The sequence below is a fragment of the Peribacillus sp. NPDC101481 genome (assembly GCF_044767165.1).
GTDB lineage: Bacteria > Bacillota > Bacilli > Bacillales > DSM-1321 > Peribacillus.
This window is the reverse complement of sequence record NZ_JBIWNJ010000005.1, coordinates 88,305-104,809: the sequence shown is the minus strand read 5'-3', so window position 1 is coordinate 104,809 and position 16,505 is coordinate 88,305. Positions and strand designations below refer to the sequence as shown.

The following is a 16,505-nucleotide window of genomic DNA, read 5'->3' as shown; positions in this document are numbered from 1 at the left end:
CCATAGATGAGGAAGTGATCATGTTGATGAATTTACTTTTTATGCTGCTTTATTTTATAATCATTGTTCTTGTTATTGAAATATCGGTCACCTTGATGAAATTGACTGGATTAAAAAGCACAGTGGCAAGATTTCAGGTTATTTCCATGCTGACGGGCACTGGTTTTACAACTGACGAGTCAAAATCCATTATCGATCACCCCGTTCGAAGGAAAATAAGCATGTTCTTAATTTTATTTGGTGCATTCTCGCTTGCTGTCATCATTTCATCGATCAGTACATTGCTTACAGATGATTTACGCTTGATGGAGTTAAGCATCATTATTGGAATACTGCTGGTTTTAACCGTTTTAGTGAAAGTTCCATTCCTGAATAATAGATTATCGAATAAGATGAAAAGTGAAATGTACAATCATTATGAATTATGGGAACACCCGATAGAAGAGGTCCTATTTTTAGAAGATGAAGACGTGGTCATGGAGATCGATATTTATGAGGACTCGGAGTTCATCGATGTCAAAGCCTATGATGTCATATCACATGGAGCCGACATCAATATTTTATTTATTGAAAGCGGAGAAGTGAAAATCAGAAAAGAGCTATATGAGTATAAAATCAAATTAGGGGATAACCTCTTTTTATATGGAAATAAAAATGAGATAGAAGAAACATTTTCTAAAGAAATCGAAGAGATGAAGAAGAAAAAAAGTGCATCGGAGTGAAAAGAATCCCAGCCTGAAATTTAAGGCTGGGATTTTTTGAAGAAGGACTTGATTAATGTTTTTTATTCGGTAATTTCTGAGCGGGATTCCCATTGCCTTGACGGCGCATATTGCCTTCTTCCTTTTTTTGCTGCTCTTGAATGCTTTCAACAAACTCCTTTGAACTTTTCATGGAATGTACCTCCTTCGTTTATTTTCTTCTTTACTATAACCAGAAGAGGTGAAATTCATGAGTATGGGAGATAAAGGGCGACTCTAGGCAGATGGTAAAGGGAGTAAGGTGGTAAAATATAGACTGGAAGGATGTTTATTAAATCCTATCATGAAAAGAAATAAGGGAAATGAGTGGAAAATCGGTTGGATGGAAAAGTTGCCTTGGTTACAGGTTTATCAAGAGGTATTGGTCGTGCTATAGCGGAACAGCTTGCTGATTTGGGTGCAAAAGTGGTGATCAACTATTCAGGCAGTTCTCAAAAGGCATATGAAGCGGTTGAAGGTATAAAGAAGAACGGCGGGGATGCGGTAGCTATCCAAGCAGATATTAGCCAAGTTTCCCAAATTATAAATCTCTTCGAAGAAACGCTCCAAGCGTTCGGGAAAATCAATATTTTAGTGAACAATGCGGGACTGATGATAAATAAACCACTTTCCGAAGCAACGGAAGAAGACTTTGATAAACAGTTTGCAGTGAACGCCAAGGGACATTCTTTGCTTGCCAACAAGCTTTGAAATATATGGAGACGGAAGGCAGGATCGTCAATATTTCAACCTCCGTAATAGGCCAGATGTTTCCTTCGTATAGTATGTATGCCGGTACAAAAGGGGCAGTTGAACAGTTCACAAGACATTTGGCAAAAGAATTCGGCCCAAAAGGGATTACGATCAATGCAATTGCTCCAGGACCGGTTAACACAGAGCTGTTTAATGTAGGGAAATCGGAGCAGCAAATCGAAGGGATGAAAAAAATGAATGCCTTCGGACGATTAGGTGAAACGGATGATATTGCCAATGTGGTTTCGTTTTTAGTAAGTGAACAAGCGCAGTGGGTTACGGGTCAGACGATTAGGGTCAATGGCGGATTCATTTAATTTAATTGCTTGTAATTCAACTAAAGCAACGTAATAATCCAACGTTGCTTTAGTATTTTGTAATATCTTTAATTTGAATTTAACCATTCCAGTGAATTGTTTGAGCGATGATCAAGAAAGCGCCCGATAAGATGAACCAGATAAAAAACAAGGGCAGGTAAAAGCGAACCCATTTTTGCCAGGCGACTCCTGCTAAGGCAAGGGTGGCCATGAAATAGCCAGATGTTGGATATAATATATTACCGATCCCGTCTGCCAGCTGAAAAGCTAACACGGCTGTTTGTCTTGTAACACCGATGATGTCGGCCAATGGAGCCATGATGGGCATGGTAACTAAGGCCTGGCCGCTGCCGGAGGGAATTAAAAGACTACATAACATTTGTACAATGAACATGCCAAGAGCGCTAAATACAGCGGGGAAGTCGCCGACAAGATTACCTAGACTATGAACGATCGTGTCCATCACTTGACCATCCTCCATAACAACAGCGACAGCTCTTGCAACACCCACAATCATGGCACCGACCAAAACTTCTCGAAATCCGTCATTAAATCCTTCGCAAATTTCCGATAAGTTTAACCCGGCAACTAAACCGACAACGATTCCCATGATAATGAAGAGACCTGCCATTTCCAACATAAACCAACCTTTTGCTAAAACGCCATATACGAGTAGGAACAAGAAGCCGACTGTTAAAATTAATGCAATTTTCTGTTTTTTATTCACCTTATATATTTCAGATCCAGGCTTATTTAAGTATAGCGTCCGTTTGGCTTGATCCTCATCAAATACAAAACTACACTTTGGATTATTTTTAACCTTTTTAGCATACCGCATAATGTAAGCCATCCCTGCAGTAACAAAAATGATAAAAGCGATAATCCTTAGCTCGATACCGGAATATAGGGGAAGACCTGCGATTTTTTGACCTAACCCAGTGTTAATGGGGTTAAGAAAGCCTGTCATGAACCCAGCGGTAGTTGCGACTAAAGCTACAGAGACGGCAACCATAGAATCAAATCCTAAGGCAATCATTAGGGGGAGGATGACAGGTACATACACTAAACTTAATTCCTGCGTTCCAATCAAACTGCAAATAATAGCAAATACTACTGTGAGGATAGGAATTAACATCATGCTTTTTGTCGAAAATCGCCTTGCTAATCTATCCACTCCTATTTCAATAAGTCCTGTTTTCCGTAGTACTGAAAATATTCCTCCGATGATGAATGTGAAAAAAACGATCTCCCCTGCAGCTACCAAGCCTTTTGGTATAGCTGTCATGAAGTCTACTGGAGTAATAGGTGTTTGTTCAACGAGTCGATAGGAATTTGGATCAATCGTCAATCGATCCTCAGGACCTGGAATTCGCTCATAAACACCAGCAGGAACGAAATAAGTTGCGAGTGCTGCAAGGAAGATAAATACGAATAATATGACATAAATATGAGGCATATTAAACTTCTTTTTTTGAATTTAGTCACTTCATCGATACTGAGAATTTTTTTCGAATCATTTTCTAATGCCATTATTTTTCCCCCTTCATCTTTAGTTTATTAGCATGTTTGTGCAGATGTTATGTTAAGTGACATCTTATGTATCTATTTATTACATATTAGTTTAATGATTATGGATTGTCATTGTTCATAATCACTAAAAATAATTTGATAAATTAGATAATATGAATAATTCGAAAATATTAGGAAATGGAAAAAATTTTGTTGAACAGAAATACAAATTAGATAAAAGGGCTAATTTAGGATGTTTTTTTATAGGGAATACTATTTAAATAGCGCTATCTTATGTTAGAATACATTACATTAGAATATTTTGAATATTGACAAAAATAGGGTCGATATCTATAATAATCAATAATAATATCCATGAATAAACGTTTATTGGAGTTTTGCCTATGGAACGGACAATGACTGTCCGAGATTTATGTGAGTTGCATACTCTTTTACAGGACAGTGATATTCAAATTCTTGAAAACCTATCAACGAATTTATCGTTGATAGCCAATTTGAATAAAGCGAATGTGTTTATTGATTGTCCGGTGCGTGAAGGGAAGCATGCCATTGTCGTGGCAGAGGCATGCGGGCATTACGTGAATTCGGTTTACGATCATCCGGTTGTCGGAAAATTTGCCTATGAGGCTTTTGAACCGGCCGTATTTTATGTATTGCGTACCGGAAAGGACATGTTCGTGAATCGGGCATTGACTCAAGAGGGAGCAATGGTCCAGCAAAGTGTCGTTCCAATCAAGGGGGAATGCAATCGGGTCATCGCCGTTTTGATCATGGAAAAGGTGATAGATGAAGAACCTGAAACTTCAAATCAGTTTGATAGGCAAGATCAGCAGAATTCCTTAGTTCCTGAATTTATCGAGGAGTCCATTTTCCTGATTAATAATCAAAATCGACTTGTCTATACGAATCCTTCTGCCATTAACCTAGTATCGGAAATATGCATGACGGAATGTGTCTTAGGTGAATCCATTTTTGAATATTTTCCTGGCTTTGCCGATGTTCTTGCTTCAAAAGAGGACATTTTAATGAAGGAAATGAACATTGGTAAAAAGATTTTCCAAATAAAGAAATTCCATTTGGGCAATAAGAATTCCAATGAAACGTTCATCATCATCCGGGACCTGACTGAACTGCGGGATAAAGAGAGAGAGCTGATTAGCAAATCAGTAGCCATTCGTGAAATTCATCATAGGGTGAAGAATAATTTGCAGACAGTGGCCAGTTTACTTCGGCTGCAAATGAGGATAGGGGCCCCTGAAGAAATCAAGCCCCATTTATTGGTCAGTCTGAACCGGGTGTTAAGCATCTCGTCGGTTTATGAAATCATTTTGGCAAGCAGTGAGGTCGAACATGTGGATCTGCTGGAGCTTATTAGGAAAATAGGCGATATGATTGTTCATACGGAGGGTCATGCCCGTCAATGCCTAAGCATTGAATATAATGGTGAGCTTCATTCCATTGATTCCGACATTGGCATATCTGTCGCGCTGGTGGTGAATGAGCTCATCCATAATTGTGTGAAGCATGCTTTCAAGGAAGGGTCGGAAGGGAAGATTACCGTATGCTTGCAAAAGGATGATCCTGTATTGGAAATTCAAGTAAGAGATGATGGCATCGGGTATACACCTGCTATGAAACCTTCTTTGGGGCTGGATATCATCCGAATGACGGTGGAAAACGATTTGGATGGGGAGTTTTCGATTCATCGGATTAAAGAAGGTACCCTGGCTTCTGTAAGATTTCCATACAAGAGGTAGGTGGGAGAAGTGGTCAAGAGGATTTTGGTCGTGGAGGATGAATCGATACTTCTGCTTGATATAACGATCATGCTCAAGGATGCAGGCTTCGATGTGGTTGGACATGCACGTAATGGCGAGAAGGCAATTGAATTGGCACATGCACTACAGCCGGATCTCGTTTTGATGGATATCAAAATGCCTAAAATGAATGGGCTCAAGGCTAGCGATGTGATATCCAATACCTTTCAGATTCCAGTCCTGCTTTTAACCGCATTCAGTCAGCGTGAATATATCGATGAGGCGAAGCGGGCGAATATCGTAGGTTATCTTGTAAAGCCAATTACGGAGGCGAATCTGATTCCGGCAGTGGAGATAGCTTTGCTGCAAGCAGCCAATACAAAGAAGTATCAGGAACGAAATGCTCAATTGGATGAAACTCTCACAAATCGTAAAGTCATTGAAAAGGCAAAAGGTATCATCATGAAAAGGAAGAATGTAACGGAAGAAGTCGCTTACAATAAGCTGAGAAGGCTAAGCATGGATAAGCAGCTTTCCATGGAGACGGTGGCACGACGAATCATTGCAAATGATCAAAAACAAGTAAATAGATGAAGCAATGGCGCTTTGATGGACCAAATTGGTTGTAGGCAGGCATTTCTGCCGGGTAACCTAAGTTTGGGCTATAAGAGGCGTCTTTTTTATACCCTTTTTTTAAAAGTCGATAGGCCAAATCAAATCGGAATTCAGGGGGAATATGTATGGAGATGGTAGGTAAATTCGTTATTTATATCATTATGGTGTGTGCCGTTGTCGGTGCTATTGCATCGATTAAAGACAGTGAGCAAGGCTTGGGGAAACATTTCATGGAAGGTTTGCATACCGTTGGCCATATATTTATCCCGGCAGCTGGAATCATGGCCTCGATCCCTTATTTATCATGGTTCATCAATACAGTATGCGGCCCGGTTTTCGCTGCGATCGGTGCAGATCCCGCCCTCGCCGCAACAACGATTTTGGCGACGGATATGGGGGGCTACCAATTAGCGGCCGAGCTGAAGGAATCGTATGAAGGATGGATCATGGCGATGATTGTCGGCTTCATGTCTGGGGCAACGATTGTATTCTCAATTCCAATGGGGCTTGCGATGCTGGAGAAGCGTGATCATAAATACATGGCACTTGGTGTCATGTCAGGAATCCTGACGATTCCCATTGGCGCTTTTATCTCAAGCGTGCTGGTGGTGGCAACGAATTCGAAAATCCGCGAAGTGATTTCCACGAATGCGGATTCTACATACGAATTCGCGTTGAGCTATTTGGAAATTGCCCTGAATCTTTCCCCTCTTCTTATTTTTGTGGTCTTGCTCGCGTTAGGCCTTTATTTCCTGCCGGATTTGATGATCAAAGGTTTCATGTGGTTTGGAAAAATATTGGACGCCGCGATTAAACTAGTACTCGTGTTTTCGATCGTTGAAATTTTCACGGGATTGTTTTCCAAAGTATTTGGTGCTTGGGGTTTCCATCCGATCATGGCCGATAAGGCAGACCAGTTCCGTGCCCTGGAAACGGCGGGGTATATCGGGATAATGCTGGCAGGTGCATTTCCAATGATTTACCTGATTCAAAAATATGCAGGCAAGCCTTTGGAAGCGATGGGAGGGAAAATTGGGTTGAGTAAAGCTGGGAGTGCGGGGATATTAGCCACGGTAGCCAATATATTAGCAATGTTCAAGCTTGTTAAAGATATGCCGCCGAAGGATAAGGTCATAAACATCTCCTTCGCTGTGTGTGCGGCCTTCCTATTGGGCGATCATTTATCATTCACAGCCAACTTTCAGCCCTCCTTAATATTACCGATCATTGTCGGTAAGCTATCTGCCGGAGCGATTGGAATCGGTCTTGCTTACTGGCTGTCCGTTCCGAAAGCTTTGGAATTAGAAGAAAAGGATCGTGCAGCAGGAGTTATCGGCATTAATGAATATAAAACGAAAAACGAAGAAGAAAACAGCAATGAAATCCAAGTGGTGTAAAACTGGGGTGTGATTTTAATGAATGAACAGGTGGAACGAATCATCAGTGCAGGAATTGATATTGGCACCAGTACGACGAAACTTATTATCAGCGAGCTCTCGCTTAGGAATGTGGCGGGTGGCGGACAGGTGCCAAAAATCGAAATTACCGATAAGGAAATTCTGTATCGAAGTCCCATTTTCAGGACCCCGCTTTTATCCGAGACGGTAATTGACATACCTGCTGTTCAAAGAATGGTGGAAAGTGAATACCAAAAAGCAGGAATCACGATTGAAAACATACAAACAGGGGCTGTCATCATCACTGGGGAAACGGCAACCAAACAAAATGCAGAAGAAATGGTGTACCGGTTATCTAAAGCGGCGGGGGAATTCCTTGTAGCGGCAGCCGGTCCGGATTTGGAGGGAATCATTGCCGCCAAGGGATCCGGTGCCTATCAACATTCCATCAAGACAAGAAAGACTGTAGCGAACATAGACATTGGCGGGGGGACCGCGAATATTGCCGTATACCATTCAGGCATGCTTTGCGGAACCTGCACACTGCATATAGGAGGCCGTTTGGTGGAGTGGGACGGAGCGAAGGTGAAGGTTGCTCCTTCAATAGGAAAATGGCTGAAATCAAAAGGGCACTCTCCTTTGAATGGTGAAGGGTCAATCATCGCAAATGAAATGGCGAAGGTGCTTTCGAGGTTTTTGGCTGGCTCCTTCACAAAAGAAGATGAACTTCTATTAGTCGGGAAGGGGCCATCTTGGACAGAACGAATAGAAGTGTTGATGTTCTCTGGCGGTGTCAGTGATTGCATTTATCATGAAGAACGGGAGGACAAAAGCTTCCGGGATATCGGCATGATGCTTGCGGCCTCTATCAAGGAAAGTGAAGAATTGGCCGCATGGGAGTGGGAACAGCCCGTTGAAACGGTTCGGGCAACTGTACTTGGAGCAGGCGCACATACAACTGAAATCAGCGGAGCAACCATCGAGGTGAATGATTCTCATCTGCCAGTTCGTAATATTCCAGTCTATCGGGTCGATTTTCATGGCGGGCTTGATGATGTAACCGCGAAAATGGCACAAGCTGTTCAGGATGCGATCACAATATACGACGCCTTGCAGGAGGGGCTGAATTTTGCCTTTTATTTAACGAATTTACCTTATCAATCATTTCGGGACATTCACCGGCTCGCAGTCGCTTTCACCGAGGCACTGAAGCAAAAACCGAATCGGCAGCAGCCTCTGATCGTTGTCATGGATAGTGATTATGGGAAGGCACTTGGTCAAACCATTCTAGCGAACCAACCGGATCTGCCGGTCATCTGCATTGATCAGACAGAAGTGGAACATGGTGATTATTTGGATATAGGAAGGCTGCTTCGGACAGGAGTCGTTCCGGTTGTAGTAAAAACGCTAACCTTTCACAGTTAGGAAAAGGAGGATCATACGATGAAATTATCCACTCAATACTTTGGGGAAATCCATCAATTCAAATCGTTGAAAGAAGTCCTGGCCAAAGCGAATGAAGAGAAATCAGGAGATAGACTTGCGGGAATTGCAGCAGATTCTGTCCAGGAACGGATTGCGGCGAAAGCGGTGCTTAGCGAATTGACTTTGGCGGACATTAGGAACTATCCCCTGCTCTCCCCGGAAGAGGATGAGGTGTCGCGGATCATAGATGGTCTCATCAATGGAACCATCTATCAATCTGTGAAGAATTGGAGCGTTGCCGAGCTGCGAGAATATATTTTGAGTGACGACACGACCGGCGAGGATTTAAAGCGATTAAGCAGGGGATTGAATAGTGAAATGATTGCTGCGGCAGCCAAATTGATGTCGAACCTCGACCTTATCCATGCAGCCAATAAAATCGAAGTGCTCACCAAGAATAATAGCACGATCGGATACAAAGGAACGCTTGCTTCGCGCCTTCAGCCTAACCACCCGACTGACAATGTGGATGGCATGCTGGCTTCTTTAAAAGAAGGCCTCTCCTATGGAATCGGGGATGCACTCATTGGAATCAACCCTGTAGATGATTCGGTCGAAAGCGTAAAGCGGCTGCTTCATGCGACACAGGATGTCATCCAGAAATGGAACATTCCGACCCAAAATTGTGTGCTTGCGCATGTGACCACGCAAATGAAGGCCGTACAGCAAGGTGCGCCTGCTGATATGATCTTTCAAAGCATAGCCGGAACGGAAACGGCCAATCGCTCTTTTGGAATTAACGTACAATTGCTCGAAGAAGCTAATGAGATCGCGAAGGCCTATGGGACCGGCACAGGCCCGCAGCATCTTTATTTTGAAACGGGGCAAGGCTCCGAGTTATCGGCTGAAGCGCATTTCGGAATCGATCAGGTGACGCTTGAAGCCAGGAACTATGGATTTGCCCGCTATTTTGATCCGTACATTGTCAATACGGTCGTCGGATTCATCGGACCTGAATATCTATATAACAGCAAGCAGGTCATCCGAGCCGGGTTAGAAGACCATTTCATGGGAAAAATGCATGGACTGCCGATGGGTGTGGATATTTGCTATACGAATCATATGAAGGCTGATCAAAATGATATCGAGGACTTGGGTGTACTTTTAACGGCTGCTGGTGTGAATTTCATCATCGCAACTCCGATGGGGGATGACTGCATGTTAAACTATCAGTCTTTGAGTTACCACGATATAGCGACTTTGAGGCAAACGATGGATAAGCGGCCTGCCCCATTATATGAAGCTTGGCTGGAGAAGATGGAGATTATGGAGAATGGAAAATTAACGAAGCGTGCCGGTGATCCAACTATATTTAACCATTAGGAGTGGATGAAATGGGAATGAATCATAAGGAAGATTTGAATGCCTTGATAGCGAAAACCCCAGCACGGATAGGTGTAGGCAGGTCAGGCACCCGGCCGAAAACGGATTCTTGGCTGAAATTTCGTTTTGACCATGCGGCGGCCGTCGATGCTGTATATGGTGAAGTCAGTGATATTCTTTTGAAGCGCTTGGATTTATTCAAGGTGAAAACGAAGGCCGATGATAAGGAAGTCTATTTACGGCGTCCGGATTATGGCAGGAAGCTTTCGGATGAAGCAAAGCGGGTGTTAGAAGCCAAATGCATAAAGGCCCCAACGGTTCAAATCATCATTTCCGATGGCTTAAGTGCCAAGGCGATCGAAGAAAATGTGGAGGACGTCTATTTATCTTTCAAACAATCTTTGGCAGTGGTAGGTCTGGATACAGGTACACCTTTTTATATTGAAAAGGGCCGGGTTGCCGTGATGGATGATATCGGTGAAATCCTTGGACCTGAAGTCATTGTCCTGTTGATCGGTGAACGGCCTGGTCTGGTCAGTGCTGAATCATTGAGCGCTTATATATGCTATAAACCACGTTTGGGCACCATTGAAGCGGAGAGGATGGTCATTTCCAACATCCATAAAGGAGGGATTCCTCCTGTTGAAGCTGGGGCACATCTTGGCACGGTCATTCAAAAGATCCTCAAATATCAAGCGAGCGGCATGTCCCTCGTGAAGAAGGAACATGAAGAAGAAAAGCGTGAAAAACTCGGTTGACAAAATAAAATGGAGAAGCGAATTACTCCACTCAGTTTGTCGGCAAAAGGGGGTTCGGGATGGTCTCATTCCGGATGATGATTAAGACTAGGACGTTGAATTCCTCTCCAGGCACTCGCTTTTCGCGGGCGGTCCGGCAGCCTCCTCGACGCTTCGCGCCTGCGGGGTCTCCCTTGGCCACGCTTGTCCGCAGGAGTCTCGTACCTTCCGTTCCAATCAAATGAGACGTTTTTTAAAATGAAAACTGCAGGATGGTCTATTCCGAACCAAGCTGGTATCCTTGATGTTTTTTACTGTAATCCTTATTGTATGGAAGAAAATTGAAACACTCCTGCCAAAAGGCTGGCTAGTCAAGACCCCGCAGGCGCTTGCTTTGATGAGGCTTGGCAGACAGTTGGCGGAAAGGGGGCGGAAAGGGGGCGGAGTTCTGAAGTCGATTGGAACACTTTTAAAATAAAAAAACTGCAGGCACTCGCTTTATTTGCCTGCAGTCTGGGGGAGCGAATCGCTCCTCTATTTACTTGTCCCTAAATTCCATAATCCAAACGGGTTGTAGAAGGGATGGTCTTCTTCATATCTAAAGTCCTGAAGGCCCGTCAATATAAAGTCTGGTGCATCTTGCTGAATGCTAAACGTTTCGCCATTCTTAAAGAGAGGCCGTTCACCTACATGGTAATAATTAAATGTGTTAAGCAGAGCAGCCGCCTCTTTCGGACTCATTGTGTTAAGTGTCACGGCATCCGGAAGACCAAAGGCTTTCATTCCGAATGAACAATAATAGTCTTCCTCTCCGATGATCGTGACAAAATGGGCATATACCGAAAGAATATCCGGGCTATAATGAAGATGCTGCCAATCTTCCTTTGAATGGGCAATTCCAGCGGTTTCTATTTTCACTGCCATTCCGCCTGCCCTTAGGATCGCTGCCCCGGCATCGATCAAATCGATAACAGTTCCGGTATCGGATACATCGGCTATTATATAAACGGTAAAGGTATGGTCATTGATTTCCTCTAATGCATTCTCTGAAAAGGCGTCTTTACTGGCGTAAGAAAAGCTCTCTTTTAAAGTGGGTTCATAATCATGGACCTCCGCCTGAAACGTAATGTTCTTATCACTGTTATGAAAAACATTCCCGGCTAACAGATACCCTTCGCTTTGGGAAGCGACCGTTTGAATCAATTCTGTCCGGTCCTTCCATTTACCGGGTATCCCGATGATGATTTGGTTGTCCTTCATGGATCATCTCTCCTTTCCGATCACTTCATACTATACCACTGCTGATGTTTTCCATAGTATTTCATAAGAAATAGCGCAAAGTACCGATAAATGCCAGTGAGGGATGTGCAGGACTTTTTCAAAATTATACAATTGATGTATAATATAATCTAGTAAACGTATAGCCTATCTTCAAAGGAATTCCCCCTTTGTGGGTTTTCTCCTAGGGCCGTATCTTAATAATCTATTCATATATATCAATGATGAAAGAGAGTGGAATATAATGGGTCGTAAGTGGAATAACATTAAAGAAAAAAAAGCGTCAAAAGATGCTAATACTAGTCGGATTTATGCTAAATTCGGACGGGAAATATATGTAGTGGCAAAACAAGGTGAACCAGATCCAGAATCCAATCAGGCATTAAGGGTCGTACTTGAGCGTGCGAAAACGTACAATGTCCCAAGAGCGATAATTGACCGTGCGATTGAAAAAGCAAAAGGCGGTTCGGAAGAAAACTATGACGAACTCCGTTATGAAGGATTCGGTCCAAATGGTTCAATGGTCATCGTGGATGCATTGACAAACAACGTGAATCGGACGGCATCTGATGTACGTGCCGCATTTGGGAAAAATGGCGGGAATATGGGTGTCAGCGGATCTGTTGCTTATATGTTCGATGCAACGGCTGTCATCGGGATTGAAGGTAAAACGGCTGATGATGTTCTTGAACTGTTAATGGAAGCGGATGTTGATGTACGTGACATCATGGAAGAAGAAGAAAGTGTCATCGTTTATGCCGAGCCTGAACAATTCCATGCTGTACAACAAGCATTCAAGGATGCAGGAATCAGCGATTTTACAGTGGCAGAGCTGACGATGCTTGCACAAAATGACCTAACCCTTCCAGAAGATGCACAAGCACAATTCGAAAAAATGATTGATGCATTGGAAGATTTGGAAGATGTTCAACAAGTTTATCATAATGTAGATCTTGGTGAATGAAATAATAAGCAGACCTTTGCTATAAGATCAAAGGCCTGCTTTATTTTATTTGAAAGAAAAGAGCCTGTTCCGAATCACGAAACAGGCTCTTTTCTTTTGATTATTCACTTATGGTAATTCCGGAAAGTTCACGATCCTTCTTTACCTTTTCCAATTCCGAGATTGTGACCAGTTGATAGCCTTGGTCATGCAGTTGTTTGATGATTTTTCCGGCAGCCTGGGCGCTAGTTTGGTAGATATCATGCATTAATATGATTCTGCCATCTTTGGCTTTACTCATCACCTTGTTTACGATTTTCTTTTCATTGCGTTCTTTCCAATCTTCGGGATCGACATCCCAAAGTGTGACTTTCATATCCTCCATGTATTCACGCACATTATTGTTAATCGCTCCATATGGGGGACGGACGAGATTTGGCTCAGCACCTGTAGCTTTTTCTACAGCGTCTTGGGTCTTTTCGATTTGATCTTCGATTTTGTTCTTGCTTAAGCGCGTCAGCTGCGGATGATCCCATGAATGGTTGCCGATCTCATTTCCTTGCTGCAGCATTTTTTGAAGAACTTCCGGATAGTGCTGAACGCGGCTTCCAAGCACGAAAAACGTCGCGTGACCATCATACTTTTTCAGGTTCTCAAGAATGGACATGGTATGACTTGGATGCGGCCCGTCATCGAACGTCAAGGCAATGACCTTTTTTGAAGGGTCGATCCATTCATTTTGCACGGGCAGTTTGGCAACGATATGTTTCGGCTGCCATTCCTTTACACGATCCTCATTCAAATCTTGACTTTGATATGAATCTAGCAAACTATCTTTAAAAAGTTCCTTCTTGATGGCTATTGTATGGGTCTTGGTTGAATCATCAGTCTTAACGTAGAATACAAGCGTATTTTTCAAGACTGAAAAAGAATTGAAGTTGGCTGCCTTCAGTTTGTTTTCCTTTTTAATGAGACTGTTTGAAATGCCTTCTTCTTCCTTCTCCGTTAACTCTTCAAAAACAATATCGGATAAAACGGATAAATAATCAGTATCCGTGGCAAAGATGTCTTCCATGGAGAGCTTTTGCTGAGATGGAATATCATAAGTGAAGATCTGGGTTCCAGACTGCTTCTTTCCTTCCACTTGCTCATATTTATCGAAGGAAATCGTAATGGTCTGTTTGCTGAAATGGAGGATCGTATAGGTGAGGTTAAGCTCGGAAGCTTTTCCGTCGGATGCTTTCCATTTCTTTTCATAATCCTTAATTTCTTTCTTTATGTAGGCTTCTAGCTGCTTGTCGATATTTTCCAAATGCAGAACGGGCCTGCTGGCTGAATATCCGCCTTTCGTATTATCTTTCACATACGTTTGAATATCGGCTTCTGGGTAATTTTTATCGGTTGTATAGGCCGAAACGGTTCTTTTCTTATCAAAAGCAAGGCTTTTGATGGCTAACCCCAATGTTCCCACAGCAGCTGTTAGACAAAATAGAAAAATAAAGACTTTTTTATAATTTAATTTTCTCATGATGCACTCCACCTCGATAATCATTCTACTATATAGACGCGCCAAAAGTCTTAAAAGTTTGTAAAAAATTTCATTTTTTTATATTTATATATTTCCTTGCTCATTTTCAAACTTTTATGGCTCCATCAACGTCTATTCTATGTACCTAGGATACGGAATTTAAATGTAAGGAGCTCTATCATGCAATGAAAAATCCAGATATGAATCAATTACTCGCGGCCCGGATAACCGAACGGCAAGATAATTTGTACAGACTTGCTTTTTACTATGTCAAAAACCAAGATGATGCCCTTGATATCGTGCAGGAATCGATCAGGAAAGCGCTAGCCTCCAGCAGCAAAATCAAAGACGCTGCTTCTATAGATAGTTGGTTATATAAGATCATCGTCCGAACGGCACTGGATGTATTGCGGAAGGAAAAGAAACTGACCGTCGCCGATGACGAAACAATAGAATACTTACGCAGCGGTGAGGAAGATCACTATCCTGACCTGGATTTGCAAAAGGCCCTGGAAGGACTTTCAGTCAAGTACAAAACGGTAGTCGTCCTCCGTTTCTTTGAGGACCTGAAGTTGGACGAGATAGCGGAAGTGCTGGAAGAGAACGTAAGCACGGTTAAAACGAGATTATATAAGGCGCTGCAACTATTGCGGATCAACATGACTGAACGGGAGGAAACGAAAAGATGGAAAAAAATTTAAAAGATCTGCGGGAAGAATATCTTAAAATACCGATACCAAAGGAATTGAATGATGTCGTTCAAGCAGCCTTGAATGAAAAGCCAAGGAAGAAGCCGAGGGTTGGCAGGAATATCCTCTTGTCAGCGGCTGCAGTCCTTCTAATCGTGACAGCTTCCGTAAACATCAGCCCGGCAGCGGCGAAAGCCATGAGTGATATTCCAATAGTCGAGAAGGTCATCAAAGTGATTACCTTCGTCGAATGGAAAGAAGAAGCGAATAATTCCTCGGCAGTAATCAAAACACCTGCTATATCCGGTCTGGAGAATAAACAGCTCGAAGATAGCTTGAATGATAAATACTTATCGGAAAGCAAACAGCTATATAAGGAATTCACGGACTCCATGTCAAAACTGAAGGATGGGGAAAAGGGCAATATCTCGGTGGAAAGCGGATATGTGATATTGACGGATAATGAAACGATATTATCGGTACAGCGTTATACGGATACGATTCAGGCCTCCAGTTCCACGGAAAGTCAATTCGATACAGTCGACAAGAAGAACGAAGTGCTTTTAACGTTAAATAGCTTATTTAAAGATGATCGTTATCTTCGGGTGATCAGCGAAAACATCAAGGAACAGATGAAGCGGCAGATGGCTGAAGATCCGGAAAAGATATATTGGGTCGAAGATGATGATCTTACTGCATTTAAAGGCATCGATGAAAACCAAAACTTTTATATTAACGAAGATGGCAAGCTAGTCATTGCCTTTAACAGCTACGAAGCTGCGCCGGGATATATGGGGGCAGTCGAGTTCATCATCCCGACAAAGGTGCTGTCAGACCTTCTTGTTGGCGATCAATATATCCATTAAAATGGCTCTATTGTAATTCTTATGACGGGCGGAGGGTTTTTAAAACGGTACAAAACTCATTAAAAAAGACGAACCAACGTTACTTGTTTACAGTAACCTTGGCTCGTCTCTTTTTTGTTCGAATTTCATCTGATCCAGTTCCAGCCTCATTTTTTCCGTCTCCATAAGAAAGTTTTCATGTTTAAGTTTTTCAAGTTCCAATTCAACTTGCAGCATCTTGTGTTTGGTTTTTGACTGTTTTTCAAAATGGGTTGTCAGTATTCCAAGTATAGGGATGGAAAAAATCATCACGACGGTTATGATCCCGAACATTAAGGTGCCTCCTCGTTTTTATATCTATTATACGGTGTATATAACGGTAATGGTTTGATTATTCAAAATTTGCCATTTTGATTCTCATTAATATGTGCATGGCTACCAAAGTAATACCATTAGTGAAGTTAGGGTAATATATCATTGATGGCCGCTTTCTATTAGATTATATGGACTGTTTTTTAGTATAAATCCGGACTTTGGCTTGTGTGGTGGAAAGGCACTTCTATTTATT

Annotated in this window: 15 protein-coding genes and 2 pseudogenes; 12 read left to right on the top strand and 5 right to left on the bottom strand. The window is 42.4% G+C overall.

Annotated elements, in window-relative coordinates; genetic code table 11:
* Positions 1-20: 20 nt before the first annotated feature.
* Positions 21-722 carry a hypothetical protein gene (locus ACIROD_RS23840; protein ID WP_232783026.1) on the top strand — a complete coding sequence of 234 codons (702 nt, stop codon included), beginning with the start codon at positions 21-23 and terminating at the stop codon, positions 720-722.
* A gap of 52 nt (positions 723-774) precedes the next feature.
* On the opposite strand, the gene ACIROD_RS23835 is transcribed toward ACIROD_RS23840, so the two are convergent.
* Positions 775-894 carry a DUF4023 family protein gene (locus ACIROD_RS23835; protein ID WP_048686276.1) on the bottom strand — a complete coding sequence of 40 codons (120 nt, stop codon included), beginning with the start codon at positions 892-894 and terminating at the stop codon, positions 775-777.
* A gap of 173 nt (positions 895-1,067) precedes the next feature.
* Between ACIROD_RS23835 and ACIROD_RS23830 the strand changes: the two are divergent.
* Positions 1,068-1,810: pseudogene (locus ACIROD_RS23830) on the top strand (SDR family oxidoreductase).
* Positions 1,811-1,889: 79 nt separating this feature from the next.
* On the opposite strand, the gene ACIROD_RS23825 reads toward ACIROD_RS23830, so the two are convergent.
* On the bottom strand, positions 1,890-3,266 hold the full coding sequence (locus ACIROD_RS23825; protein ID WP_081088795.1) for a YfcC family protein: 1,377 nt from the start codon (positions 3,264-3,266) through the stop codon (positions 1,890-1,892).
* A gap of 457 nt (positions 3,267-3,723) precedes the next feature.
* Between ACIROD_RS23825 and ACIROD_RS23820 the strand changes: the two genes are divergently transcribed.
* From ACIROD_RS23820 to ACIROD_RS23790, 7 genes and pseudogenes are all read left to right on the top strand, one after another.
* Entirely contained in the window at positions 3,724-5,097 is a 1,374-nt protein-coding gene (locus ACIROD_RS23820) for a sensor histidine kinase (protein WP_402944989.1), read from the top strand.
* 9 nt (positions 5,098-5,106) lie between these two features.
* Complete coding sequence (locus tag ACIROD_RS23815; protein WP_230178460.1) at positions 5,107-5,691, top strand: ANTAR domain-containing response regulator; 585 nt, start codon at positions 5,107-5,109, stop codon at positions 5,689-5,691.
* A 146-nt stretch (positions 5,692-5,837) separates the two neighbouring features.
* The gene (gene eutH / locus ACIROD_RS23810; RefSeq protein ID WP_402944985.1) at positions 5,838-7,109 is read left to right on the top strand and encodes an ethanolamine utilization protein EutH; all 1,272 of its coding nucleotides are present in this window, start codon (positions 5,838-5,840) and stop codon (positions 7,107-7,109) included.
* Between the two features lie 18 nt (positions 7,110-7,127).
* Complete coding sequence (locus ACIROD_RS23805) at positions 7,128-8,534, top strand: ethanolamine ammonia-lyase reactivating factor EutA (protein WP_402944982.1); 1,407 nt, start codon at positions 7,128-7,130, stop codon at positions 8,532-8,534.
* A gap of 18 nt (positions 8,535-8,552) precedes the next feature.
* On the top strand, positions 8,553-9,917 hold the full coding sequence (locus ACIROD_RS23800) for an ethanolamine ammonia-lyase subunit EutB (protein WP_101225534.1): 1,365 nt from the start codon (positions 8,553-8,555) through the stop codon (positions 9,915-9,917).
* A gap of 26 nt (positions 9,918-9,943) precedes the next feature.
* Positions 9,944-10,675, top strand: a pseudogene (gene eutC, locus ACIROD_RS23795) (ethanolamine ammonia-lyase subunit EutC); the annotation flags it as partial.
* A 283-nt stretch (positions 10,676-10,958) separates the two neighbouring features.
* Complete coding sequence (locus ACIROD_RS23790; RefSeq protein ID WP_402944979.1) at positions 10,959-11,132, top strand: hypothetical protein; 174 nt, start codon at positions 10,959-10,961, stop codon at positions 11,130-11,132.
* Positions 11,133-11,188: 56 nt separating this feature from the next.
* Here ACIROD_RS23790 and ACIROD_RS23785 read toward each other — a convergent pair whose 3' ends face one another.
* On the bottom strand, positions 11,189-11,914 hold the full coding sequence (locus ACIROD_RS23785) for a DUF4261 domain-containing protein (RefSeq protein WP_402944976.1): 726 nt from the start codon (positions 11,912-11,914) through the stop codon (positions 11,189-11,191).
* A 262-nt stretch (positions 11,915-12,176) separates the two neighbouring features.
* On the opposite strand from ACIROD_RS23785, the gene ACIROD_RS23780 reads away from it, so the two are divergent.
* Positions 12,177-12,896 carry a YebC/PmpR family DNA-binding transcriptional regulator gene (locus tag ACIROD_RS23780; RefSeq protein WP_101225530.1) on the top strand — a complete coding sequence of 240 codons (720 nt, stop codon included), beginning with the start codon at positions 12,177-12,179 and terminating at the stop codon, positions 12,894-12,896.
* A 100-nt stretch (positions 12,897-12,996) separates the two neighbouring features.
* Here ACIROD_RS23780 and ACIROD_RS23775 read toward each other — a convergent pair whose 3' ends face one another.
* Positions 12,997-14,403, bottom strand: a complete 1,407-nt coding sequence (locus ACIROD_RS23775; protein WP_402944972.1) for a polysaccharide deacetylase family protein — start codon at positions 14,401-14,403, stop codon at positions 12,997-12,999.
* A gap of 185 nt (positions 14,404-14,588) precedes the next feature.
* On the opposite strand from ACIROD_RS23775, the gene ACIROD_RS23770 reads away from it, so the two are divergent.
* Complete coding sequence (locus ACIROD_RS23770) at positions 14,589-15,104, top strand: RNA polymerase sigma factor SigV (RefSeq protein ID WP_402944969.1); 516 nt, start codon at positions 14,589-14,591, stop codon at positions 15,102-15,104.
* A complete protein-coding gene (gene rsiV, locus ACIROD_RS23765) occupies positions 15,089-15,958 on the top strand; it encodes an anti-sigma-V factor RsiV (protein ID WP_402944966.1) in 870 nt (289 codons plus the stop codon). The genes ACIROD_RS23770 and rsiV overlap by 16 nt, the downstream gene beginning before the upstream one ends.
* A gap of 87 nt (positions 15,959-16,045) precedes the next feature.
* On the opposite strand, the gene ACIROD_RS23760 is transcribed toward rsiV, so the two are convergent.
* Positions 16,046-16,270, bottom strand: coding sequence for a hypothetical protein (locus ACIROD_RS23760; protein WP_101225526.1), 225 nt, complete (start codon positions 16,268-16,270; stop codon positions 16,046-16,048).
* Between the last annotated feature and the right edge of the window lie 235 nt (positions 16,271-16,505).

Coding starts and splice junctions, on each gene's coding strand:
- ACIROD_RS23770 (WP_402944969.1), top strand. CDS start 14,589: ATGAAAAATCCAGATATGAATCAATTACTCGCGGCCCGGATAACCGAA.
- ACIROD_RS23820 (WP_402944989.1), top strand. CDS start 3,724: ATGGAACGGACAATGACTGTCCGAGATTTATGTGAGTTGCATACTCTT.
- ACIROD_RS23835 (WP_048686276.1), bottom strand. CDS start 894: ATGAAAAGTTCAAAGGAGTTTGTTGAAAGCATTCAAGAGCAGCAAAAA.
- ACIROD_RS23790 (WP_402944979.1), top strand. CDS start 10,959: ATGTTTTTTACTGTAATCCTTATTGTATGGAAGAAAATTGAAACACTC.
- ACIROD_RS23825 (WP_081088795.1), bottom strand. CDS start 3,266: ATGCCTCATATTTATGTCATATTATTCGTATTTATCTTCCTTGCAGCA.
- ACIROD_RS23805 (WP_402944982.1), top strand. CDS start 7,128: ATGAATGAACAGGTGGAACGAATCATCAGTGCAGGAATTGATATTGGC.
- ACIROD_RS23840 (WP_232783026.1), top strand. CDS start 21: ATGTTGATGAATTTACTTTTTATGCTGCTTTATTTTATAATCATTGTT.
- eutH (WP_402944985.1), top strand. CDS start 5,838: ATGGAGATGGTAGGTAAATTCGTTATTTATATCATTATGGTGTGTGCC.
- ACIROD_RS23775 (WP_402944972.1), bottom strand. CDS start 14,403: ATGAGAAAATTAAATTATAAAAAAGTCTTTATTTTTCTATTTTGTCTA.
- ACIROD_RS23785 (WP_402944976.1), bottom strand. CDS start 11,914: ATGAAGGACAACCAAATCATCATCGGGATACCCGGTAAATGGAAGGAC.
- ACIROD_RS23760 (WP_101225526.1), bottom strand. CDS start 16,270: ATGTTCGGGATCATAACCGTCGTGATGATTTTTTCCATCCCTATACTT.
- ACIROD_RS23800 (WP_101225534.1), top strand. CDS start 8,553: ATGAAATTATCCACTCAATACTTTGGGGAAATCCATCAATTCAAATCG.
- rsiV (WP_402944966.1), top strand. CDS start 15,089: ATGGAAAAAAATTTAAAAGATCTGCGGGAAGAATATCTTAAAATACCG.
- ACIROD_RS23780 (WP_101225530.1), top strand. CDS start 12,177: ATGGGTCGTAAGTGGAATAACATTAAAGAAAAAAAAGCGTCAAAAGAT.